At 72.8% G+C, this 22523-nt stretch carries 24 protein-coding genes; 5 read left to right on the top strand and 19 right to left on the bottom strand.

The window, feature by feature from the left end; translation table 11 throughout:
- Window positions 1-1581, bottom strand: coding sequence for a serine hydrolase domain-containing protein (locus TR48_RS28985; protein WP_201777174.1), 1581 nt, complete (start codon window positions 1579-1581; stop codon window positions 1-3).
- Window positions 1578-3104, bottom strand: a complete 1527-nt coding sequence (locus TR48_RS28990; RefSeq protein WP_084729857.1) for an alpha/beta fold hydrolase — start codon at window positions 3102-3104, stop codon at window positions 1578-1580. The genes TR48_RS28985 and TR48_RS28990 overlap by 4 nt, the downstream gene beginning before the upstream one ends.
- Window positions 3105-3329: 225 nt before the next feature.
- Here TR48_RS28990 and TR48_RS43700 point away from each other — a divergent pair, with 225 nt between their 5' ends.
- The 3 genes from TR48_RS43700 (at window position 3330) to TR48_RS29005 (ending at window position 5201) form a co-directional block, all read left to right on the top strand.
- Window positions 3330-3773 (top strand): MarR family winged helix-turn-helix transcriptional regulator, encoded by a 444-nt coding sequence (locus TR48_RS43700; protein ID WP_042372822.1) that lies wholly within the window; start codon window positions 3330-3332, stop codon window positions 3771-3773.
- Between the two features lie 14 nt (window positions 3774-3787).
- Entirely contained in the window at window positions 3788-4207 is a 420-nt protein-coding gene (locus TR48_RS29000) for an SRPBCC family protein (protein ID WP_042372824.1), read from the top strand.
- 124 nt (window positions 4208-4331) lie between these two features.
- Window positions 4332-5201, top strand: a complete 870-nt coding sequence (locus TR48_RS29005; RefSeq protein WP_042372826.1) for an aldo/keto reductase — start codon at window positions 4332-4334, stop codon at window positions 5199-5201.
- Window positions 5202-5230: 29 nt separating this feature from the next.
- Here the strand turns inward: TR48_RS29005 and TR48_RS29010 are convergent, their stop codons facing one another.
- The 5 genes from TR48_RS29010 to TR48_RS29030 form a co-directional block, all read right to left on the bottom strand.
- Window positions 5231-6133 (bottom strand): oxidoreductase, encoded by a 903-nt coding sequence (locus TR48_RS29010; RefSeq protein WP_042372828.1) that lies wholly within the window; start codon window positions 6131-6133, stop codon window positions 5231-5233.
- A 125-nt stretch (window positions 6134-6258) separates the two neighbouring features.
- Window positions 6259-6870 (bottom strand): cation efflux transmembrane domain-containing protein, encoded by a 612-nt coding sequence (locus TR48_RS29015; RefSeq protein ID WP_042372880.1) that lies wholly within the window; start codon window positions 6868-6870, stop codon window positions 6259-6261.
- An 88-nt stretch (window positions 6871-6958) separates the two neighbouring features.
- Window positions 6959-7507, bottom strand: coding sequence for a manganese efflux pump MntP (locus tag TR48_RS29020; RefSeq protein ID WP_042372830.1), 549 nt, complete (start codon window positions 7505-7507; stop codon window positions 6959-6961).
- 61 nt (window positions 7508-7568) lie between these two features.
- On the bottom strand, window positions 7569-7982 hold the full coding sequence (locus TR48_RS29025) for a hypothetical protein (RefSeq protein WP_042372832.1): 414 nt from the start codon (window positions 7980-7982) through the stop codon (window positions 7569-7571).
- Window positions 7979-9964, bottom strand: a complete 1986-nt coding sequence (locus TR48_RS29030; RefSeq protein ID WP_042372834.1) for a heavy metal translocating P-type ATPase — start codon at window positions 9962-9964, stop codon at window positions 7979-7981. Before TR48_RS29030 ends, TR48_RS29025 begins: the two co-directional genes overlap by 4 nt.
- Before the next feature lie 99 nt (window positions 9965-10063).
- Here TR48_RS29030 and TR48_RS29035 point away from each other — a divergent pair, with 99 nt between their 5' ends.
- Window positions 10064-10444 carry an ArsR/SmtB family transcription factor gene (locus TR48_RS29035; protein ID WP_042372836.1) on the top strand — a complete coding sequence of 127 codons (381 nt, stop codon included), beginning with the start codon at window positions 10064-10066 and terminating at the stop codon, window positions 10442-10444.
- A 290-nt stretch (window positions 10445-10734) separates the two neighbouring features.
- Here the strand turns inward: TR48_RS29035 and TR48_RS29040 are convergent, their stop codons facing one another.
- From TR48_RS29040 to TR48_RS29050, 3 genes are all read right to left on the bottom strand, one after another.
- On the bottom strand, window positions 10735-11064 hold the full coding sequence (locus tag TR48_RS29040) for a carboxymuconolactone decarboxylase family protein (RefSeq protein ID WP_042372839.1): 330 nt from the start codon (window positions 11062-11064) through the stop codon (window positions 10735-10737).
- Between the two features lie 236 nt (window positions 11065-11300).
- Window positions 11301-11897 (bottom strand): TetR/AcrR family transcriptional regulator, encoded by a 597-nt coding sequence (locus TR48_RS29045; RefSeq protein ID WP_042372882.1) that lies wholly within the window; start codon window positions 11895-11897, stop codon window positions 11301-11303.
- A 269-nt stretch (window positions 11898-12166) separates the two neighbouring features.
- Window positions 12167-13066 (bottom strand): SDR family NAD(P)-dependent oxidoreductase, encoded by a 900-nt coding sequence (locus TR48_RS29050; RefSeq protein WP_042372841.1) that lies wholly within the window; start codon window positions 13064-13066, stop codon window positions 12167-12169.
- A 194-nt stretch (window positions 13067-13260) separates the two neighbouring features.
- Between TR48_RS29050 and TR48_RS29055 the strand changes: the two genes are divergently transcribed.
- On the top strand, window positions 13261-14484 hold the full coding sequence (locus tag TR48_RS29055) for a PP2C family protein-serine/threonine phosphatase (RefSeq protein ID WP_042372843.1): 1224 nt from the start codon (window positions 13261-13263) through the stop codon (window positions 14482-14484).
- Window positions 14485-14524: 40 nt separating this feature from the next.
- On the opposite strand, the gene TR48_RS29060 is transcribed toward TR48_RS29055, so the two are convergent.
- The 9 genes from TR48_RS29060 to TR48_RS29100 form a co-directional block, all read right to left on the bottom strand.
- Window positions 14525-15928, bottom strand: a complete 1404-nt coding sequence (locus TR48_RS29060) for an acetyl-CoA carboxylase biotin carboxylase subunit (RefSeq protein ID WP_042372884.1) — start codon at window positions 15926-15928, stop codon at window positions 14525-14527.
- A 92-nt stretch (window positions 15929-16020) separates the two neighbouring features.
- Window positions 16021-16569, bottom strand: coding sequence for an acetyl-CoA carboxylase biotin carboxyl carrier protein (gene accB / locus TR48_RS29065; RefSeq protein ID WP_052443145.1), 549 nt, complete (start codon window positions 16567-16569; stop codon window positions 16021-16023).
- Window positions 16566-18281: an acetyl-CoA carboxylase carboxyl transferase subunit gene (locus tag TR48_RS29070; protein WP_042372846.1), complete on the bottom strand. Its 1716-nt coding sequence runs from the start codon at window positions 18279-18281 to the stop codon at window positions 16566-16568. The genes accB and TR48_RS29070 overlap by 4 nt, the downstream gene beginning before the upstream one ends.
- A gap of 57 nt (window positions 18282-18338) precedes the next feature.
- Window positions 18339-18671 (bottom strand): TcmI family type II polyketide cyclase, encoded by a 333-nt coding sequence (locus tag TR48_RS29075; RefSeq protein WP_042372847.1) that lies wholly within the window; start codon window positions 18669-18671, stop codon window positions 18339-18341.
- Window positions 18672-18729: 58 nt separating this feature from the next.
- Window positions 18730-19215 (bottom strand): SRPBCC family protein, encoded by a 486-nt coding sequence (locus TR48_RS29080; RefSeq protein WP_042372850.1) that lies wholly within the window; start codon window positions 19213-19215, stop codon window positions 18730-18732.
- 1 nt (window position 19216) lies between these two features.
- The gene (locus tag TR48_RS29085) at window positions 19217-19474 is read right to left on the bottom strand and encodes a phosphopantetheine-binding protein (RefSeq protein ID WP_042372851.1); all 258 of its coding nucleotides are present in this window, start codon (window positions 19472-19474) and stop codon (window positions 19217-19219) included.
- A 60-nt stretch (window positions 19475-19534) separates the two neighbouring features.
- Window positions 19535-20788: a beta-ketoacyl synthase N-terminal-like domain-containing protein gene (locus tag TR48_RS29090; protein ID WP_042372853.1), complete on the bottom strand. Its 1254-nt coding sequence runs from the start codon at window positions 20786-20788 to the stop codon at window positions 19535-19537.
- Window positions 20785-22053: a beta-ketoacyl-[acyl-carrier-protein] synthase family protein gene (locus tag TR48_RS29095; protein ID WP_042372855.1), complete on the bottom strand. Its 1269-nt coding sequence runs from the start codon at window positions 22051-22053 to the stop codon at window positions 20785-20787. The genes TR48_RS29090 and TR48_RS29095 overlap by 4 nt, the downstream gene beginning before the upstream one ends.
- Window positions 22050-22469: a cupin domain-containing protein gene (locus TR48_RS29100; RefSeq protein ID WP_042372857.1), complete on the bottom strand. Its 420-nt coding sequence runs from the start codon at window positions 22467-22469 to the stop codon at window positions 22050-22052. The genes TR48_RS29095 and TR48_RS29100 overlap by 4 nt, the downstream gene beginning before the upstream one ends.
- Window positions 22470-22523 lie beyond the last annotated feature (54 nt).

Consider the following 22523-nt stretch of genomic DNA (forward strand, 5'->3'; position numbering starts at 1 on the left):
TCAGTCGGTGCGCCGGTGGAGTCGTCCGTGGTTGCGCCACCACAGGACGCGTCCGTCGGGTCCGCGCAGGAAGTCGCAGCGGGTGCCGATCGGCCTGCCCGAGGGGTCGAGATCGAGTCCGAAGTCCGGGCGGTAGAAGGCCACGCCGAGTTCGTTGGTCTCGCCCTGGGTGGTCTGGGTCCCCTGCAGGCGGCCCTGGTGGGCGCGGAACTCGACGAGGGACTCCTCCCATGTGCCGTGCTCGTCGATCCGCCGGTTGAGGTAGCGGCCCTCGTAGGGCGCCAGTTCCGCGGCGCTCAGGCGCCGAGGTTCGGCAGGCAGGTTGCTGACCTGGGCGAAGCGACGCAGGGCCCAGTCGTCGGTGAAGAGGTCGTCGCGCAGGCGCGAGCCGCCCACCGAGTTGGTCAGCAGGGTCAGCGCGAAGCCGCGGTCGGGCACCATCAGGAAGCCGGAGATCTGGCCCGGCCACGTGCCTCCGTGCTGCACGATCCGGGGGCCCTGGGCCGTGGGCCGCAGCATCCAGGTGACGCCCATCCCGTCGAGCTCCACGACGAGCGTGCCGCCCGGGCCCGGCCGCGAGCGCATGCGGGTCAGCGACGCTTCGCTCAGCAGCCGGGCGCCCTTGGGGGTGGTGCCGTCGCCGAGGTGGAAGCGGGCCCAGCCGAGCTGGTCGCGCACGCTGGAGATCAGTCCGCCCGTCGGGGCCAGGCTGCGCGGCTGCGGCCAGAAGGAGGGCTCCACCACCGCCCGCCCGTCGACGACGTTGTGCGGGGCGGCGATGTTCAGCCCGATGATCTCGTCGCTGAAGAAGCGGCTGTGACGCAGCTCGAGCGGGTCCAGGAGCAGCTGGCGCACCGCGGTCTCGTAGGTGAGGCCGGTCGCGACCTCCAGGATCCGGCCGGCGACGCACAGTCCGGCGTTGTTGTAGGCGAACGTCCGCCCGGTGGGCGTGAGTTGGGGCAAGCGGGTCATCGAGTCCACGAAGCGGGTGACCGCGTCGTCGCCGCGACCGAAGTCCTGGTAGTCGTCGCCGAGCCAGCCGGAACTGTGGTTCAGGAGTTGGCGGACCGTCACCTTCCTGGAGGCCGTGCGGTCGGCCACCGCGAACTCGGGCAGGTACCGGCGGACGGGGGCGTCGAGGTCGATCCCGCCCCGGTCGACCAGTCGCATCAGCGCCGTGCCGGTGAAGGTCTTGGTGGTCGAACCGACCCGGAAGAGGGTGTCCGCGTCGACGGGCGTGGGGTGGTCGACATTGGTGACCCCGTAACCCCTGACGTAGGCGCGGTCCCCGAGCAGCACGCCCACCGCTGCTCCCGGGATCGCGTAGGCCGCCATGGCGGCCTCGATCTTGGCGTCGAGCTCCCGCAGCAACGAGGAGAACGCGCTGTCGCCGGCGCCGAAGGATCGACGGACGGCGGCGGCACGCGCGGGCGTCGGCGCGACGGACAGGGCGGCGCCGCCCGCGGCGACACGCAGCAGGTCGCGGCGTGACACCGGGCGGGCGACGCGCGGCGCGCCGGCCTCGCGGCTGTCGGAGCGGTCCGCCCGGTCGACGGCCGACGACGCTGCCACCTCGGTCACCTGGGCCACCTCGGGCCGATGACGAAGGGCACGGGCCGCACCGAGGCGACACAGCGGGTGTCGGGAGCGTCGGGACGGTCGTAGAAGGTGGTGATCACGCGTGAGCCGCAGGGATTGTCGAACACGCCGTGCGCGACGCCGGCGAGCGTCACCACGATCGAGTTCCGCAGCGTCAGCGCGGCGTAGCGCCCCCAGACCGCGCCGGTCTGCGCGTCGAAGCTCCCGGAGATGGCGAGGGTCGGGATGGCGCTGCGGGTGACCTCGCGGATCGACGGGTCCGCCACGGGGACGTCCCAGGCGCGGCAGGCCTCGCGCAGGAAGGCCAGCTGTGGCGCCTGGGCCAGGACCGAGGTGGGGAAGGTCGGGAAGGCCCGCAGGCCGGCGGTCAGCTGCTCGCGCGGAGTCTCGTAGGGGACCCACTCGCTGCACCACACGCTCAGGGAGAGGCCGTGGGCGAAGACCCCCTCGCTGCCGGGGTAGCGAGTGGAGGCCCACTGCTCGGCGACGCGCTGCGGGTCGCCGTGGGCCAGCTCGTCCACCGCCAGCGGGAAGTCGGCGGGAGTGTGGCTGGCGCGGACCATCCAGTTCACCAGCGCTCCGCCGTCGAGGACCACCTTCACCGGTCCGACCCCCGGGACGGTCACCCGGGTGGTGACGGGGTGGGCCTCCAACCGGCCCACCTCGCGGGTGAACTCGGCGGCGAGTTGCGGGTAGCGCGCGCGGCAGGCGGGCTGCGCCGCGCAGGCCCCGGTCATGTTGTCGAACGACTCCTTGACGCTGCTCCAGGTCCAGCCCGGGGTCGCCACCGACGGCGGCACCACCCCGTCGATCACGACCGATCGGATCCCCTGCGGATAACGGCGCATGTACGTCAGCGCCAACTCGGTCCCGTAGGAGTGAGAGAAGACGTTCCACTCCCTGATGCCGAGTGCCGTCCGCAGGTCCGCCAGGTCGGTCGCACTCTCGGTGGTGTTGTACGCCGCGAGGTCGACGCCCTCGCCGGCCAGCCGGTCGCGGCAGGCCGAGACCGCCTGCACGTACAGCCGCCCGGTGGAGGGGGCGTCGTAGCGCAGCCCGATCCGCCGCTGGTAGAACCGGTCGATCTCGGGGCAGGTCAGGGCTGTCGGCGAGGAGAGCGTCCCGCGCTGCGACATGACCACGAGATCGCGGTCGCGGTTCAGTCCGGTCTCGGTGATCTGCGCGATGTCGCTGACGGCGTCCTGTCCCGGTCCTCCGGGCAGGAACACGATCGGGTCCCCGTGCGGCCCGGGAGACTGCGCGGGGACGATCGCGACGGCGAGCCGAAGCTTTCGCCCGTCGGGCCGGGCCCGGTTCTCCGGTACGACCAAGTACCCGCAGTCGGCCTTCACCCCGTGCGGCAGGGTGGGCGGGCAGGGCCCCGGCACGAACCGCGACGCGTGGCCCGCCCCCACCCCGGCCCCCTCGGCCGCGGCCCCGCTCGGCACCGCGGTCAAGGTCGTAGCCAGCAGTCCGGTCAGCACCGCCAGCTTCGCGGCTCTCATCACGACACCTCACATCCTCACGCAGACACCCGGCAGACGCCGGACCGCCCTCGCGAATCCGACGCGCCATCAGGTACCCGCCCCGGCCCGCCCTCCACCGGAGATCACCGCTTAGGAGGACACGGTTTTAGCCTGTCCGGTCTGCGCCGAGGCCCGTGTCAGGCGTCCGGGCACGCTCTCCTTCGTTGTCTTGACAACACTCCTGTCGGGGTTCACCCTGGAGTGGTGACTGCGCAGACCAGCGGCCTGCACGACCACCTCGGCTACTGGCTTCGCCGCCTGTCCGACGAGGTCCACGGCCGCTTCGAGAGGCAACTCGCCGAGCACGGTGTGACCGTGGCCCAGTGGGCCGTGCTGATCACCGTCTACCGGGGCGACGCGACGACGACCCGCGAGGTGTCCCGCTACGTCGACATCGACGTCGGCGCCGTCTCGCGGCTGGTGGACCGGCTGATCGCCAAAGGCCTGATCTCCCGTGAACCCGACCCCCACTCCAAGCGCATCCTGCGGCTGACCCTCACCGACCAGGGACGCGAGCTCGCGCCCCGACTCGCCGAGATCGCCGACCGCAACGACGCCCACTTCTTCGCCGCCCTCACTCCCGATCAGCGCCGCCAACTGGAGCACTGGATAAGGGATTTGGTCGGCGCCACACCCCCAACCCCATGAAAGAGCACCCCCCCATGAGCACCGCCCCCGCCACCGCCCGCTCGGTCACGAAGACCGTCACCATCGCCCGCCCGGCCGCCGACGTGTTCGCGTTCCTCGCCGACCCGGCCAACTGGCCCGCCTGGGCGGTGGTCAACGTCAAGGCGATCGAGCCCACCGACGACCCGGCCTGGTGGCTGATGGCCACCCCGCACGGACCCGCCCGGCTGCGCATCCGCGCCAACGCCGAGCTCGGCCTCCTCGACCACGACTACGTCGAGGACCAGGCGTCCTGGCAGGTCCCCGCCCGCGTCGTCCCCAACGGCGCCGGGGCCGAGTTCATGATGACCTTCTTCCAGCCCCCGGCGTTCACCGACGCCTTCTTCGACGAGCAGATCGCCCTCGTCGACACCGAACTCGCCACCCTCAAGCGCATCCTGGAATCCGGCGCCTGACCCTCGCCGGGGCAGGACACGCCCGGCGGCGCTCGGCCGGGGAGGTGAGGGCCGGGAGCGCCGCCGCGTGGGATCTTGGCTGTGGAACGAACGTCCTCGGAAAGCCTGGAAAGAAGGAACACCCTTGGTCAGCACGTCGTCTTCCCCCGCAGCAGCCTCGGGCAGCTTCCCGATCGGCGGCGACCTGCCGGTGCACCGCCTCGGATTCGGAGCCATGCGCATCACCGGGCCCGGCGTCTGGGGTGAGCCGCAGGACCCGGACGAGGCGGTCCGGGTCCTGCGGCGGGCGGTCGAGCTCGGGGTCACGTTCATCGACACCGCCGACTCCTACGGCCCGGCCGTCAGCGAGCCGCTGATCAAGCAGGCGCTGCATCCGTACCCGGACGACCTGGTCATCGCGACCAAGGGCGGCTTCACCCGGCAGGGCCCCGACCGGTGGGTCCCCAACGGGCGACCGGACTACCTGACGCAGCAGGCGGAGCTGAGCCTGCGCTACCTCGGCGTCGAGCGGATCGACCTGTACCAGCTCCACCGCATCGACCCGAAGGTTCCGGTCGAGGAGTCCCTCGGCGCACTGACGCAGCTCCAGAGCGAGGGGAAGATCCGCCACATCGGCCTCTCCGAGGTCTCCGTCGCCGAGCTGCGGCGGGCCCGTGAGAGCGCCGAGATCGTCTCGGTCCAGAACCGCTACAACCTGGCCGACCGCAGCTCCGAGGAGGTCGTCGACTACTGCGAGGCCCAGAACCTCGCGTTCATCCCCTGGTACCCGATCGCGACGGGCACGCTTGCCGCCCCGGACGGCCCGCTGGCGAGGATGAGCGCGGACCAGGGCGCGACGCCCGGGCAGCTCGCCCTCGCCTGGCTGCTGCGCCGCTCGCCGGTGATCCTGCCGATCCCCGGGACGTCGTCGGTCGCGCACCTCGAGGAGAACGTCGCGGCCGCGTCGGTGCGGCTGACGGACGCGGAGTTCACGACCCTGACCGAGGCTGTCTGAGAGGTCCGGCGGCCCGGCGGGCCCGGACGCTACCGCCCCTCGGGCGTCGTGAACGGGAACGAGACCCCGGTCAGGCTCTCCGAGACCTCCCAGAGGCGACGGGCGCGCTCGGGGTCGCGGGCGTTGTCGCTGAGGGCGGCCGGGGCGGGGTGGCCCTTGAGTTCGCCGCGGCCGTCGGGGCCGGTGTAGCTGCCGCCGGGCAGGTTCTGAGTGGCGGCGTAGAGGACGGGCAGCGCGCCCATGCTCTCGGACTGCGCCATGAACCGGTTGGTGAACGACATGAGGATGCGTTGCACGGCGCTTCCGGTCCCGCGCTGCAGGTTGGTGGCCGCGTAGCCGGGGTGGGCCGCGTGCGCGGTGACGGGGGAGCCGACGGCGGTGAGGCGACGCTGCAGTTCCTGGATGAACAGCAGGTCGGCGAGCTTCGACTGCTGGTAGGCACGCCAGGGGCGGTACTCGCGCTCGGAGTTGAGGTCGTCGAAGTTGACGTCGACGCCGGGTCGGCGGTGCGCGTTGGACGCGACGCTGACGACCCGGCCGGTGATCTGCGGCAGCAGCAGGTTGGTGAGCGCGAACGGTCCGAGGTGGTTCGTGCCGAGCTGCATCTCGAAGCCGTCGACGGTGCGGCGCTGCGGGATCGCCATCACCCCCGCGTTGTTGATCAGGACGTCGAGCGGTCCCTCCCAGGCCCCGGCGAAGCGGCGTACCGACGCCAGGTCCGCGAGGTCGAGCTCGCGCACCTCGGCGCTGCCGCCGCAGGAGCGCGCGGCGTCCGCGCCGCGCCGGGTGTCGCGCACGGCGAGCACCACATGGGCGCCGACACGGGCCAGCTCACGCGACGTGATCAGGCCGAGGCCGCTGGTCGCCCCGGTGACCACCACCGTGGTTCCTGTCAGGTCGGGCAGGTCGGCAGCGGTCCACTTCTCACCCATACCTCGATTCTGGTCACTGCTACACACCAGGGCGAGTGGGCGGCGTCCACCCGTGGGCGGTCTCCCGGCGCGGTGTCGCGCCGGCCTCTCCGGGGCGGAGCGCTCCGGTTCCCTGTGACGGCAGGTCAGTGCTCACCGAAGAAGATCTCCCTGACCTCCCGGGCGGCGTAGTAGACCAGGACGTATCCGGCGGCCGGGTCGGCCCACCACCAGCCCTGCGTCACGTTGAGCACCAGGCCCAGCAGGACGGCGGCAGCGAGCAGGCCGTCGATGAGGGTGACCCGCCCTTCGGTTCTGAGCACGGGGTTGTCCAGCGCCGCACCCGTACGGGCTTTGCCGAAGGCGAGCAGGAACATCACCGCGGCGGTGATCGCCGTCCAGACGATGCCCAGCGTCGAGTGGTGCGGCCGGAAGCCCGTCGCCAGGACCACGGTGGACTGCACGAGAAGGTACGCGGCGAGGAGCGCGAAGCCGACGCCGATCAGCCGCAGGCCGCGCTTCTGTCGTTCTTCGCCGCTGCCCGACAGTTCCCAGATCACGACGGTGGAAGCGCCGATCTCGATGAGGGAGTCCAGCCCGAAGCCCGCCAGCGCCACGGACCGGGCGTTGATCGCGGCGACGGCCAGGACGGCGATGCCGACCACGTTCCACCCCAGCGTGGCGTACTCCAGGGCGAAGCCCCGCCGCAGCAGCGCGATCCTGGGCACCTCGACGTTGCCGTCCTCTACTCTGCGCACACGCACACAGTAGCCGTCTGGAGATCGCCTGCCTGAGGCGTCGTCCTGCGGTCACCCGGGCCGTCCGCGCCTGTGCCTGGCTTCGGGGCTACAACGCCCCTGCGGCGACGGCGATCCCGACGGCGATCAGGACGAGGGCTCCGAACAGTTCGCCGCGGCGGCCGGTCTTCTCGCCGATCCGTGCCCCGAGTTCCAGACCGATCAGGGACATGGTGATGCTGACCCCGCCGATGACGGCGGCGGCGGTGACCAGGTTGACGTCGTACGTGCCCAAGGAGAAGCCGACGGCGAGGTTGTCGATGCTCAGCGCCAGCCCGGTCAGCAGGAGCCTGCCCATGGGCTGCCCGCCGTCGGGGGTGTCTGCCTCCTCCTGCGCGGCGCGCAGACTCTGCCAGAGGGCATAGGCGCCGGTCGCGATCAGCAGCGTGGCGCCGAGCCAGCGGGCGGCGGACCCGATCTCGTCGGCCGCACTGCGGCCGAGGACCAGGCCGAGGACCGGCATGCCGGCCTCGAAGAGACCGAAGACGACGCCGACCCGCCAGCGCGTGCGGCTGTCCACGCCCGAGATGCCGATGCCGATCGCGGCGGCGAAGTTGGACAGGCCGAGCGCGAGAGCCACCAGCAGGAGTGCGATCACGTCGGCACCGTATCCCCACGCTCGCCCCGGGGAAACGGCCCCTCCGGGAGCTCGACCGCGCTCAGTCCTCGATGCCCTGCCGGACGCGGCGCGAGGGCTGGAAGGCGTACAGGTCGAGAATGCCCGGCGGGTCGGCCGGCCCAGGGCCGCCCGCTTCGACCCAGGCCGCGATGTCGGCGGTGACATCGCGGTCGTTGACCAGGCCCAGCCACACCGGGCGCCCTCCCGCCCGGCGACCCGCCGGGGAGGGCTGGACGACGATGACGTTCGCCTGCTCGCAGGCGTCCAGGCAGTCGACCACCCGTATGCTCGCGCTGTCGCCCAACGCCGTGCGCAGTTCGGCGAGCTGGGCGGTGTGGTCGACGCGGGGGATCTTCGCGGTGCCGCAGCAGCAGCCCCGGCACACGGTCACCGTCGGGCGGCCCGCCCCCGCCGAAGAAGAGACGGCAGCCTGCGCCCGGGCGCGGCGGCTCACCGGGTCGCCGTCGCGTTCGTGGCGGCACGGCGCCAGGCGGCGTCGCGCAGCAGGCGCAGGCCGTTGAGGCCGACGATGACGGTGGAGCCCTCGTGGCCCAGCACGCCCAGCGGCAGCGGCAGATGCCCGGCGAGGTCCCAGACCACCAGGCCGGTGATGAACACCGAGGCGATGACGAGGTTCTGCACGACGAGCCCGCGGGCCCGCCGGGACAGCGCGACCACCGTGGGGACGGTGGCCAGCTCGTCGCGGACGACGACCGCGTCGGCGGTCTCCAGAGCGAGGTCGGACCCCGCGCGGCCCATGGCCACGCCGGTGTGGGCGGCGGCCAGCGCCGGGGCGTCGTTGACTCCGTCGCCGATCACCATCGTGCGGCGGCCGGCCTGCTCCTGCTCGGTGACCGCGGTGACCTTGTCCTGCGGCAGCAGCCCGGCGCGTACGTCCGTGATGCCCACCTCGGCGGCCAGCCGCGCGGCGGCTCGGGGATTGTCACCGGTGACCAGGATCGGGGCCCTGCCGGTGAGTTCGCCGAGGCGGGCGACGGTCGCGGCGGCGTCGACACGGAGCCGGTCGGCGATGCCGAGCACGCCCACCGGAGTGCCGTCGCGCAGGACCAGGACGGCGGTGCGTCCGCCTTCCTCCAGTTCTGCCGTGACGAGCGCGGCGTCCGCGTCTGCCTCGCCGTGTCCCTCCAGCAGCCTGGCGGGGGCGCCGACCGCGACCTTTCGGCCCTCGACGGTGGCGGTGACGCCGACGCCGGGGGTGGAGGTGAAGTCCTCGGCCGCGCCCAGGGGCAGCCGGCGGGTGCGGGCGGCGTCGACGACGGCGCGGGCGAGCGGGTGCTCGCTGGGGTGCTCCGCGGTCGCGGCGAGCGCCAGCAGCTGGTCCTCGGTCAGGCCGACGCCGGGGAGCGGGCGCAGCTCGGTGACGCGTGGCGTGCCCTCGGTCAGGGTTCCGGTCTTGTCCAGGGCGACGGCCTGAACCTGGCCGAGCTGCTCCATCACGACAGCCGACTTGACCAGCACTCCGTGTCGTCCGGCGTTGGCGATCGAGGCCAGCAGCGGCGGCATCGTCGCGAGCACGACGGCGCACGGCGAGGCGACGATCATGAACGTCATGGCGCGCAGCAGCGAGCCGGACAGCGCCGCGCCGAAGGCCGGCGGGATCGCGAAGACCAGCAGGGTCGCGGTGACCATGCCGAGCGAGTAGCGCTGCTCGACCTTCTCGATGAACAGCTGAGTGGGGGCCTTGGTCTGCGACGCCTCCTCGACCATGGCGACGATCCGGGCGATGACGGAATCAGAGGCGTCACGCTCGACCTCCACGCGCAGCGCGCCGGTCCCGTTGAGTGTTCCGGCGAAGACCTCGTCGCCTTGCTCCTTGGCGACCGGCAGCGGCTCCCCGGTGATGGTCGCCTGGTCGACCTCGCTCGCGCCGTCGAGGACGCGGCCGTCCGCGCCGACACGTTCACCGGGGCGGACGAGAATCACGTCGCCGACCGCGAGCGCCTCGGTCGCGACCGTCTCCTCGGACCCGTCGTCCAGCAGCCGTGTCGCCGTGGAGGGGGCGAGGTCGAGCAGGCCGCGCACGGAGTCGGCGGTGCGGGCGGTGGCCAGCGCCTCCAGCGCACCGGAGGTGGCGAAGATGACGATCAGCAGCGCGCCGTCCAGCACCTGCCCGATCGCTGCCGCACCCAGCGCCGCGACGACCATCAGCAGGTCGACGTCGAGCGTCCTTTCCCGCAGGGCGGTCAGCCCGGCCCAACCCGGCTCCCAGCCGCCCGCCGCGTAGCAGAGCGCGTACAGCGGACCCCAGACCCACGCGGTGACGCCGGCGAGCTGGAGCGGCAGCGCGATCGCGAAGAGCACCAGTGCGGCGAGCGCCCAGCGCGCCTCGGCCAGCGCCAGGACGCGCGTCCTGCGTCGCGGTGCGACGGACGGCGCCGCCGGCGCGGCGGGGCGGTCGAGAAGGGTGGTCGACATGAGCGGTCGCTCTTTCAGGCGGAGGAACAGGCTTCGACTCACTCCACTATACGGGAACAAGTGAATGCATCTTCACGTGTGCTCGGTATGATGGGACGTATGGGCCACGGGATCAACCACACCGTCACCGCACGCGAACGCCTCGACGCCGTAGGCGCGGCCACGGTCGCCATGACGCTGCAGGCGCTCGCCACCCCGTCGCGGCTGCTGATCCTGGCCCAGCTGCAGGAAGGGCCCAGTGCCGTCACCGAACTCGCGGACGCCGTCGGCATGGAGCGCTCGGCCTGCTCCCACCAACTGCGCCTGCTGCGCAACCTCGGCCTGGTCAACGCCGAGCGGCGGGGCCGCTCGATCGTCTACGCGCTCTACGACGACCACGTCGCCGACCTCCTCGACCAGGCCCTCGGCCACGTCGAGCACCTCCGCCCACCGCGGGCCTCGGAGATCGGGGATGAATCCGAACGGGAAGCCGCCCACTGACTCGAACGTTGAGATCGGAAGGCCTGCCCGCCTCCTCGGCAGTCCGCTCGGCGGAGATGAACCTTCCATCCGGCTCGGGGGCTCCTGCGTCGAGGACCGATGAATGCAGGAGGCCTGACGTCAGAGCGGGGTCCGGAGCTTCCCCGGTGGTGGCTGCCGCGTCAGATCCGCTTCCCGAAGGCGCGACCCGCCTCCGGCGAACGGGTGAGCCGGGCAGGCGAAGGCCCCCGACGCTCGGGCGAAGGGGCGTCGGGGGCCTTTTTGTTGCCGCGGGTTGCTCCGGTCGAGGGTCAGGCGCCCATGTCGGGCATGCCGGCTTCGGCCACCGCGATGACGATGCCCAGCGCCTGGGAGATGTGGCCTGCCGCGGCCATGACGCGCGCGGTCCCCACGATGGGGGCGACGGCGACCAGCACGTCCTGCAATTCCTCGGGGGTCATGCCGACGTCGGCGGCCGGGCCCAGGTTGGCGAGGTAGGAGATCGCCGGGGCGTCCATCGCGGCGAGCGCCGCGATGCGGGTGAACATCATCGTCTTGGCGTCCAGGTGGCAGTGCTCGAGCGAGTCGAGCGTCATGGCCGCGAGGGTGTCGAGGACAGGGGTGTCGGATGCTGTGGTCATCAAGGGCTGCCTTCCGGGTGGCCGCCGGCACAGGCCGGATGCGGGTGCTCAAAGGCGTCGGCGGCTTGCGCTTCTGACGCTAAGCGCATTCCCGGTGGGACGCGCGGCGAGGCGGCCGACAGTGCAGCCCGGGCGGTGTGTCGCACTGGGGACGGAGGCCGGGCCCGCCTTCCCCGCGTGCAACGCCTTACGTCTTACTGAGCGAGGCGAACCGCAGGGATCGGCGACCCGGCGCGTCAGCGGGCTTCGTGTCCGGGCGGGTCGGAGACGGTGTGCACGCCCTCGAGCAGTGTGGCGAGGTAGCGGTGGGCCGTGGCGACACGTTCGGCGGGGGTGCCGCCGTGGACGTTCACGGCGTGCGCGATGCCGCACATGAGCGGGACGAGGTCGGCGGCGGCGAGGTCGCAGCGGACCGCGGCGGCGTCACGGGCCCGGTCCAGGAGCGCGGTGCCGGCCTCGGCGAGCGACCTCTTCAGCTCGGTGGTGCGGGGCAGCGCGTCCTCCGCCGCGGCGGCGACCGGGGGGAGGGCGGCGTCGGTGACCTGGGCCTCGACGACGCGGCTCAGAAAACCCTCCAAGGCGTGCCGGGGGTCTGCGTCGGCCAGCGCCGCCCGGCCGGACGCGGCCAGGGCCTCCAGGCACGGGGCGGCGACGGTCTCCAGCAGGGCCTCGGGGGTGGGGAAGTGCCGGTACACCGTGGCCACGCCGACGCCCGCACGGCGCGCGACGTCGTTGAGCTGCAAGGCGACGCCCTGGTCGACCAGGTCGCGGGCGACGGCGACGATCCGGTCCCAGTTGCGGGCGGCGTCCTTGCGCAGCTGTGGCGTCGTCATGTGCGGGCAGTCCAGGTCGCTCGGGCGGTGCGGGGCTCCGGCTCCGATCATATGCGCGGCCTCGTGGTGAGCTGCGTGCGTCCACGGTGGGCGGGCCCGGCGGCCCGCCCACCCCTGAGGTCAGGACCGGTTCCTTGGGTGACGAGTCCTGCGAACGGACGGCGATGGGTGACGAGCAGCGGGGTCGAGGAACGATTCCTCGGCGGCGGCGGCCGAGCGAGCGAGTCGAGCCGAGCGGCAGAGCGGCCGTGCCGTCGAGCGGCGGGCGATCACGCGCCCGCGGCGACCGCCAGGGGAGCGTGCGCCTCGCTGAGACGGCGCACGGCGTCGGCGAGCCGGGCGTCCGTCGCGGCGCGGAACGGGTCCACCACGTGGGCCGCAGGGCCGATCACGACGCCGCTGCGCCGGGCCAGGGCCGCGTCGGTGGCGGCCACGATCGAGGGCCTGGCCGCCACGGACGCCGGGCCGGAGGTGGAGCGTTCGAACCTGCGCCGGACCAGCGGCCAGAGCAGCCGCAGGGCCGGGGAGACGATCTTCGGGTCGGTGAGGGTGCCGTCGGTCATCGCGGTCGCGGCGCCTCCCGGGTCGGCGGCGAACACCGAGACGCCGGTGCCGTCCAGCCGGGCGGCCAGGTCGAGGGTGTAGGCCAGGTTGGCGAGCTTGGCCCGCCCGTACCAGTGGAAGCCGTAGTAGCCGCCGGGCGGCTCGACGGCGTCGAACACCGGCTTGGCGACAGCGACGGCGCCCGAGGTCACGTTCACGATCCTGCTGGGCGCCCCGGCTGTCAGCGCGGGCAGCAGCAGCTCCGTCAGCAGGTACGGCGAGAGGTGGTTGACGACGAAGGACGCCTCGACGCCGCCCAGGTCCTGCCGCCGCGCGAACATCGCCCCGACGTTGTTGACCAGCACCGTGAGCGGATCGCCCGAGGCGGCGTGGTCCGCGGCGATCGTCTCGGCGAGGGCGCGGACCTGGTCGAGCGAGGCGAGGTCGGCGGACAGGAACCGGCCGGGGCGCGCCGGGTTCGTCGCCTGGATCCGTGCGACCGCTTCGGCTCCGCGTCCGGCGTCGCGCCCGACCACCGTCACCGCGAAGCCCGCCGCGGCCAGCCCCAGTGCTGTTTCCAGGCCGATGCCGCCCGTGCCGGCCGTGACCACTGCTGTCTTCTTCATGAGCCCTCCATTCCGGTCAACCGGATGAGCTATCCGGTTAGCCGGACCGTAGCACATACGGATGAACTATCCGGTTGGAGTCTGTTGTGCGGGGGCGGGGGCAGGTCCGGCCGTCGAGCGCCGGAGCTGCGCGGACCCTACGGTGAGAAGCACAAGGACACGGCGCGCGTCGGGAGGCGAGGTTGGGTCAAGCGATGGACCACGCGGCGCTGTTCGCCGCCACGCCGAGCCCGTACCTCGTCCTCGGCCCGGATCTGGTGATCGCGGAGGTCAACCAGGCCTACCTCGACGCGACCCGGCGCACCCGAGAGGACCTGCTCGGCAAGCACGTCTTCGACGCGTTCCCGGACAACCCCGCCGACCCGGACGCCGACGGGGTGCGCAATCTGGGCGCCTCGCTGCACCGCGTCCTGGTCGGCCGGGTGGCGGACACCATGGCGCTGCAGAAGTACGACATTCCCATCGCGGGCCGGCCCGGGGCCTTCGAGGAGCGCTGGTGGTCGCCGATCAACACGCCGGTCCTCGCCGAGGACGGGAGTGTGGCGTGGATCATCCACCGGGTGGAGGACGTCACCGCGTACGTGCTCTCCCATCCGGTCGGCCGCGCTGCGGCCCGGCTGACCTCGCGCGACGCCCTGGAGGCCGAGCTGTACGCGAGGGCCAGGGAACTGCAGCGGCTGAACGACGAGCTGCGCCAGGCCCACACCCGTGAGCGGCAGGTCGCGCTCACCTTGCAGGAGGCCATGCTCACCGCGCCGGACCTGGCCCACCACCGGAACATCGCGGTGCGTTACCTGCCCGCGATCGGATCGCTGAACGTCTGCGGCGACTGGTACGACGTGGTCGACCTGCCCGACGGCCGGTTCGCGGTCGCCGTGGGGGACGTCGTGGGGCACGGTCTGGAAGCCGCCGCGGTGATGGGAATGCTCCGCAGCGCGTTGAGCGCCGCCATCCGCGCCCTGGAGCGCCCGGCCCAGGCCCTGGAGGTGCTGGGCCTCTACTCGCGCGCGGTCGACGGAGCCCTCAACACCACCGCCGTGAAGGTGATGGTCGATCCCCGCAGCCGCCTGATCATCTACAGCAACGCCGGCCACCCGCCGCCCGTCCTGCTCCACCCCGACGGCGCCTGCGAACTGCTCGACGCCGCCACCGACCCGCCCCTCGGCGCCCGGCCCGCACACGTGCCGCGTCCCCAGGCCGGCCTCAACTACAGCCCCGGGGACACCCTGGTGCTGTACACCGACGGGCTGGTGGAACGCCGGGACGAGGACATCGACTCCGGCATCGGCCGCCTCACCGACGCCCTCGCCCGCCGGGCCACCCACGCCCCGGAGCGCCTCGCGGACGCCGTCCTCGCCCACCTCGGCGTCGCGGGCGGCGGTGGTGACGACATCGCCCTCGTCGTCGTCCGGCTGTGAGCGACGGCAGCGGGGGCTCTCTGCCGTCGCCCCTACCGGCTCAGCCGCCCTGCGGGCTCGGTTCGAGGTCGGGTTGCTGCGGTTGCTGCGTGGCGTCGGGAGCGGCGGAAGCGGCCACGAGGCCGGTGGTGTGCTGTGCGGTGAGGAACAGCGGGTGGGCGAGCGTCCGGCGCAGGAAGTCGAGCGTCGTGTGCACGCCGGGGCCCGCGACCCGGAACTCGCTGAGAGCACGGTCCATGCGGGTGATGGCCTGGGACCGGTCGGGGGCCCAGGTGACGGTCTTGGCGAGCAGCGAGTCGTAGTGCGGGCCGATCCGCCAGCCGGGGTAGGCGTGGGTGTCGACGCGGACGAAGGGCCCGCCGGGCGGCGCGAACTCCACCAGCTCGCCCGGGGACGGGGCGAAGTCCCGGGCGGGGTCCTCCGCGTTGACGCGGCACTCCAGCGCCACCCCACGGCACTGGACATCGCTCTGGGCGAAGGAGAGCGGCTCTCCGGCGGCGATGGAGATCTGCTCGCGGACGATGTCGATGCCGGTGACCAGCTCGGTGACCGGGTGCTCCACCTGGAGTCGGCAGTTGATCTCCATCAGGTAGAAGGCGTGATCCTGGGTGACGACGAACTCGAAGGTCCCGGCGCCCACATAGCCCACGGCCCGCGCTCCGCGCACCGCGGCGTCCCACATCGCCTCACGCACCCGCGCGGGCAGGTTCGGCGCCGGGGACTCCTCGACCAGCTTCTGGTGTCGCCGCTGCACCGAGCAGTCGCGCTCACCGAGATGCACCACCGATCCGCTCCGGTCGCACAGCACCTGGACCTCGACGTGGCGCGCGTCGTCCACGAAGCGCTCCAGGTACAGCCGGTCGTCGCCGAAGACGGCGCGTGCGTGCGCCCGGGTCTCGTTGAAGGCGGACCGGAGCGCGGCCGGTTCCCGCACCACGGTCATGCCGCGTCCGCCTCCGCCGGAGACCGCCTTGAGGATCACCGGATAGCCGGTCTCCTCGGCCAGCTCCTGCGCCTGCGCGGCGGAGGCCAGCGCGCCCGTGCTGCCCGGCAGCACGGGCAGCCCGGCCAGGCCCATCACCCTGCGCGCCTCGGCCTTGTCGCCGAGCTGCTGCATGACGGCCGCGGGCGGCCCGATGAAGACGATGCCGCTCGCCTCGCAGATCTCGGCGAAGTCCGGGTCCTCCGAAAGGAATCCGTAGCCCGGGTGGATGGCCTGCGCACCCGTCTGCCGGGCGGCCTCGATGATGGCGGGGATGTTGAGATAGCTGTCCTTGGACGGAGCGGGGCCGATGTGGACGCTCTCGTCGGCGAAGCGGACCACGGCCGAGTCGCGGTCCGCGGAGGAGTACACCGCCACCACCCGGATGCCGAGCTCCCGGCAGGCTCGGGCGACCCGCAGCGCGATCTCTCCGCGGTTGGCGACCAGGATTGTCGAGAACAAGGGGACCACCATCTTCGTATGCGGTGCGAGAGCGGGCCGGGCCCGGCGGGAGTCCCGCAGCGGGCCCCGCCCTGGGTGAGCCCGACGTCGCGTCAGGCTTCCTGGTCCGCGGGGACCGGCGCGAGCGCGATCAGCGTCTGGTCGAACTCGACCGGCTGCGCGTTGGGGACGACCAGCTCGACGACGCGTCCGCCGACCTCCGCGGTGACCGTGTTCATCATCTTCATCGCCTCCAGCACGCCGACCGGCTGCCCCGGCTCGACCACGTCGCCGATGCGCACGAACGGCGGCGCGTCCGGGGAGCTCGCGTGGTAGAAGGTGCCGACCATGGGGGACCGGACGTAGCTGTGCGCGTCGTCCGCGGGGCCCTCCGGCACTTCCGCGAGGTCCGCGACCACCGCCGGTGCCGGCGCGGCGGCGCCGGGCAGCGGATCCGGCCACTCGATCTCGATGCTGGCCTGCCCGTCCTGGAGGCGGATCCGCCGCGGCGGTTCCGGCGCCGACCTGGCCAGTTGGGCGAGACCGCGGCACACGGCGTCGAGCAGTTCACCGGTCCCGGCCGGGCCGGCGGCCTCCGCTCGCGGCGTGCCTGCCCCGGAAAGCTCCGGGTCGTTGTGCGGTCGCTCGTCGTCGGTCCTCACTGGGCACCTTCCTTCGTCGCTCGATTCGGCTCCTCGCGGCCGAACCGGTGGAAGCGGTCACGGCGCGCGCGCACCAGCTGCTGCGGCTCCCACGGCTCCAACTCGTCGAGAGCGGCCTGCAGGGCGGCCCCGAGAAGCTCCGCCGCCCGCGCTGGATCGGTGTGGGACCCGCCCGGGGGTTCCGGGACGACGCCGTCGACGATGCCGAGACGCAGCAGCTCGGAAGCGCCGACCCGCAGGGCGGAGGCGGCTTCGGACGCGGCCTCGGGGTCCTTCCACAGGATCGCGGCGCAACCCTCCGGGCTGATCACCGAGTAGATGCCGTTCTCACAGATCAGCACCATGTCCCCGACCGCGAGAGCGAGGGCCCCGCCGCTGCCGCCCTCGCCGGTGACCACGGCGATGATCGGCACCGGCAGCCCCGCCATCAGGCGCAGGTTCTCGGCGATGGCCACCGCCTGGCCGTTGCGCTCGGCATCCGGACCGGGATACGCGCCGGGCGTGTCGATCAGGGTGATCACCGGCAGCCGGAGCTTGGCCGCCGTCCGCATCAACCGTGCCGCCTTGCGGTAGCCGGCGGGGCTCGGCATGCCGAAGCTGCGCCGTTGGCGTTCGGCGAGTTCGCTGCCGCCCTTGTGATGGCCGATCAGCATGACCGGGCGGCCGTTGAACCGGCCCGGACCGCCCACGACGGCCGCGCAGTCCCCGCTGAGCCGGTCGCCGTGCAGCTCGTGGAATCCGTCGAGCAGGTGTGCGGCGTAGTCCAAGGTCGTGGGCCGCTCGCAGTGGCGGGCCAGCTCGACGGGTCCCCACGGGTCGGCCGCCTGGACGCGGTCGGCGTGGCGCACGATCCGGTGGTCGGCGTCCTCGGGCGTGCCCTCCGGTCGTTCGCCGGCGGCGGGCGAGTCCGGACCGCCGTCCTGCAGCGCGAGCAGTTGGGCCAGCACGGTGCGCTGGGCCGCCCTGGGCACGATGTCGTCGATCAGGCCGTGCTGCAGCAGGAACTCCGCGGTCTGGAAGCCGGGCGGCAGCGTCTCACCGATCGTCTGCTCGATGACCCGCGGGCCGGCGAAGCCGAGGCGCGCCCCCGGTTCGGCGAGAATCACGTCCGCCAGCGTGGCGAACGAGGCCGCCACGCCGCCGTAGGTCGGATCGGTGATCAACGACACCACCAGGATCCCGGCCTCGTCCAGCTCCGCCAGGGCCTGCGCGGTCTTCGCCATCTGCATCAGCGACAGGGCGCCCTCCTGCATCCGGGCCCCGCCGGAGGCGGTGACCAGGAGCAGGGGCGCCCGCAGACGCAGACTGGTCCGGGCCGCCTCGGTGATCAGCGCGCCGACACTGCACCCCAGGCTGCCGCCGAGGAAGCGGAAGTCCATGGCCGCGGCCACCACGGGCAGACCCTCGACGGTGCCCCGCACACAGACCACGGCGTCGTGCAGCCCCGTCTCGGCGCGGGCGTCGAGCAGCCGCTCGGGGTAGGGGCGGGTGTCGGTGAAGTCGAGCGGGTCGTGGACGGCGTCGACGTGCGGGATCGGCTCGGCCGATCCCGGGTCGAGCAGCTGGTCGAGGCGCTGGTGGGCCGTCAGCCGGGCGTGCGTCCCGCAGTCGGGGCACACCCGGAGGGAGCGGGTGAACCGTTTGTCGTAGATGAGCCGGACACAGCTGTCGCAGCGGATCCACTCGTCACCCGGAGTTCGGACATCGACCATGGTGCTTCCTTCCTCGTGCCGCCGCAGGCCGGCGGCTGCAGCACCGAGCGGGCTGCGTCAGGTCAGGGTGGCGCGCTCCCAGCGGTAGAACTCGCGGGCCATCGCGTCCTTGGGTTCGCGCCAGGTCTGCGGGTCGTAGGCGTGGACGTAGGCGGCGAGCCGCTCGCTGATGACGCGGAACTCGGGGTGGTCCTTGTAGCGGGCCACCTGCGGGCCCGGCGGCTGGGCGGACTCGACCAGATGCAGGTACAGGTCGCCGAACTGGAAGAGGCTGCGGCCGGTGACGCCGATGAGGCCGGGCAGCTCGCCCCGGTCGGAGTCGGTGAACGCGGCGGCGATGTCCTCGGCCGACTCGGGCTTCATCCGGGCGATGATCAAAGCGCGGTGCATCGTCGGGTTCCTTGGTCTCGGTTGCTGCGGGGCTCTCGTTCGCTGCGGGCCGCGGCGCTCAGCGGGGCAGCGGCTCGGCCGGGTGCCAGCCCATCTCCTGGGCGCGGCGCTCGACCTTGGCGCGGATGACGTCCATCTGGACGCGGCTGTTGCGGTTGATGAGATCGGTCATCGCGAGGTCGTCCACCGGCGCCGTGGGCTTCATGGCGAAGTCCTGGACCCAGCGCATCGTGGTGCCGGCGGCCAGCTCCCGGTAGTGCCAGGTGATGTTCATGTGGGCGAACGGGCCCGTCTCGACCCGGTGCGCCCGCACGGTCAGGCCGGGGCGGTCCGTCTCGCGCTGGGAGACCCAGGACCACACCTGGCCGTTCTCGTCGGGGTGCATCGTCAGCCGGAAGGTCACCCGGTCGCCCACGCGCTCCAGGACGTCGACGGAGGCGTACTCGGTGAAGAGGGAGGGCCAGTTCTCCAGATCGTTGGTCACCTCCCAGGTGAGGTCCAGCGGGGCGGCGATGGCGACGGTGTTGTCGGTGTGTCCACTCATGTCAGACTCCGGTGGTGAGCTGCTCGTTGACGACGGTCAGGAACGCGCGGGGGGTCTTGCACATCTCCGGCTCGCCGCCGATGGAGCGGTCGTAGCGCTTCTCCAGCTCGGAGACGATGCCGAGCAGGCCGAGCGAGTCGAGGTCGAAGGTGGCGAACTCGGCGTCGGGTCGCTCCTCCAGAGCCGCGGCGTCGACGTCCAGCCCGGCGCGGCCCTTCATCAGGGTCGCCAGCTCTTCGTAGGTCACGGGGCCGTTCATGGGTGCTCCTTCTCTGCTGTGTGCGGTGCTCAGTTGCGTGGGGCGGTCGGATCGCGTCGGTCAGGTCCGGGGTTCCTCGGGGCGGCGCAGGACGAGGGCCGAGTTGCAGCCCATCAGGCCGCGGCTGAGGACCAGGGCGGTCCGCAGCGGCGCGGTGCGGGGCTGGCCGGTGACCACGTCGAGGTCGACGCGGACTTCGGCGATGTTCGGGGTGGGCGGGACGATGCCGTGTTCCAGCGCGAGGACGGCGGCGGCGACGTCGAGGGTCGCGGCCGCCGAGAAGGCTCGGCCGAAACCGGTCTTCGGCGCGGTCACCGGGACGACGGCGGCCCGCGCCCCGAGCGCGTCGCCGAGGGCGAGCGCCTCGGCCTGGTCGGCGGCCGGGACGCCGAGGGCGTCCGCGAACACCACGTCCACCTGCTCGGGGGAGCAGTCGGCCTCGGCGAGGGCGCCCCGGATCGCACGGGCGAGCCCCTCCCTGGAGTGCTCCCAGCCGCGGGTGCCGGTGAACGTCGAGGCGTGGCCGGCGATCCGGGCGCGGACCCGGGCGTCGCGCAGGTGGGCGGAGTCCTCCCGCTCGACGACGAACATGGCGCCGCCCTCGGCCGGCGAGAAGCCGCAGGCGTCGTCGGTGAACGGCAGGTAGGCCCGGTGCGGGTCCTGGGCCAGGCTGAGCTCGGGGTAGCCCAGCTGGCAGACCATCGAGTAAGGCGCCAGCGGGGCCTCGGTCGCGCCTGTCACGATCGCGCGGGCGCCGTTCCCGACGGCGCGGCAGGCGTGGGCGAACACGTCCAGCCCGCCGGCCTCGTCGTTGGCCAGCACCCCGCACGGGCCGCGGAAGCCGCCGCGGATCGAGATCTGGCCCGTGCTCGCGGCGTAGAACCAGGCGATCGACTGGTAGGGACCGACGAAATGCGGTCCGTGGCCCCACAGTTCCTGGAGTTCGTGCTGCCCGAACTCGCCGCCCCCGGAGCCGGCGGCAGTGGTGACGCCGACGGCGAAGGGCGCGTCCGGGTCCCCGGTGAGCCGGGCGTCGCTCAGGGCCAGATCGGCGGCGGCCATGGCGAAGTGGGTGAAGCGGTCGGTCTGCACCAGGAAGCGGTTCTCGATCAGCCGTTCGGGGTCGAAGTCGCGGACCTCGCCCGCGACGCGCAACGGGAGCTCCGTGCACCCCTCGCGGTCGACCCGGTCCAGGGCCACCACGCCTTGCAGGAGGGACTTCCAGTAGGCGTCGCAGCCGGTGCCGCCGGGCGCGATGACGCCCATCCCCGTGACGACGGCGGACGGCGGGGAGGTGTCGCCGCTGAAGGTCATGGCAGCCTCCGATCAGGATGGGTGAGCACGACGGCCGACTGGAAGCCGCCGAACCCGCTGCCCACCGACAGCACGTGGCGCAGGTTGCGGTGCCGGGCGGTGCGCGGCACGTAGTCCAGGTCGCACTCCGGGTCCGGGGTCCGGTAGTTGGCGGTCGGCGGCACCACGCCCTCGGCGATGGCCAGGGCGCAGGCCGCCAGTTCGATCGCGCCGATGGCGCCGAGGGAGTGTCCGACCATCGACTTGATGGAGCTCATCGGCACGGAGTTGGCGTGCTCGCCCAGCGAGCGCTTGACGGCGGCGGTCTCGTGCCGGTCGTTCTGGCGGGTCCCCGAGCCGTGGGCGTTGACGTAGTCCACCTCGGCGGGGGAGACCCCGGCCTGCGCCAGGGCGCGGTCGATGGCCTCGGACATCTCGCGGCCCTCGGTGGTCAGGCCGGTCATGTGGTAGGCGTTGCCGAAGGTCGCGAAACCGCTGATCTCGCAGTAGATCCTGGCCCCGCGCGCCAGGGCGTGCTCGCGCTCCTCCAGCATCAGCACCGCGGCGCCCTCGCCCAGGACGAAGCCGTCGCGGTCGGCGTCGAAGGGCCGGGAGGCGTGGGCCGGGTCGTCGTTGCGGGTCGAGGTCGCCTTGATGGCGTCGAAGCAGGCCACGGTGATGGGCGAGATCGGGGATTCCGAGGCGCCGGCGACGATGATGTCGGCCTTGCCCTCGGTGATGGTCTCGAAGGCGTGCCCGACCGCGTCCAGCCCCGAGGTGCAGCCCGTCGAGATGGTCTGCACGGGACCGTGCGCCTCGACGGACTCGGCGACCTCGGAGGCGAGCGCGCTGGGGGAGAAGGCACGGTGCAGGTGCGGGCCCGCGGCGGCCGGGTCCACGTCCCAGTGGGCGCCGTGCTCGCTGACGGCCACGTAGTCGTGTTCGAGCCGGGTGGTGCCGCCCACGGCGGTCCCGAGCGACACGCCCGTGCGCCACGGGTCCTGCCCGGCCATGTCCAGTCCGGCGTCCCGCATCGCCTCGGCGGCGGCGACGAGCGCGAACTGGATGTAGCGGTCGCACCGTTGGACGGTCTCGGAGTCCAGGCCGCAGCTGAGGGGGTCGAAGTCGCACTCCGCCGCGATGCGGGACCGGAACGGCTCCGCGTCGAAGAGGGTGATCCCGCGGGTCGCGGTGCGCCCCGCGGTCAGCAGCTCCCAGAAGGCCGGGACCCCGATGCCGCCCGGGGCGACGACGCCGAGCCCCGTCACCGCCACCCGGCGCGTCATGGGCTCGCCACCGGGGCGTCGCCGGGAGCGGGCTCGCTCTCGGTGTCCACGTGCCCGAGCTCCGGCCTCGGCGCGAGCGGCCCGAGGTGGAAGACCATGCGTGCCTGCGCGTCGCCCACGTTGCGGAAGCGGTGGCGCATGTCCCGGGGGATCAGCAGCCCCTGGTCTGGTCGCAGCGCGTGGGTCTCGCCGTCCAGGTCCACCTCGAGGTCGCCGGCGACGACGAACACGAACTCCTCGGAGTAGGGGTGGTAGTGCTCGCCGATGCGCTCGCCGGGCTCGATCAGGGCCATGCCCATGAAACCGCTGGTCGACCCGACCGTGGCGGGCGTGAGCATGGCGCGCAGGTCGCCACCGCGCCGCCGGTTGGGCGGGGTCTCGGCGAGGTTGACGATGCGGGCGGACGGAGTGGCCATTTCGGTTCTCCCGAAGTGTTCGAAGGTTGGGGCCCGAAGGGCGGGCGCGAAGGG

Origin of the sequence: Streptacidiphilus neutrinimicus (assembly GCF_000787815.1) — a bacterium.
GTDB lineage: Bacteria > Actinomycetota > Actinomycetes > Streptomycetales > Streptomycetaceae > Streptacidiphilus > Streptacidiphilus neutrinimicus.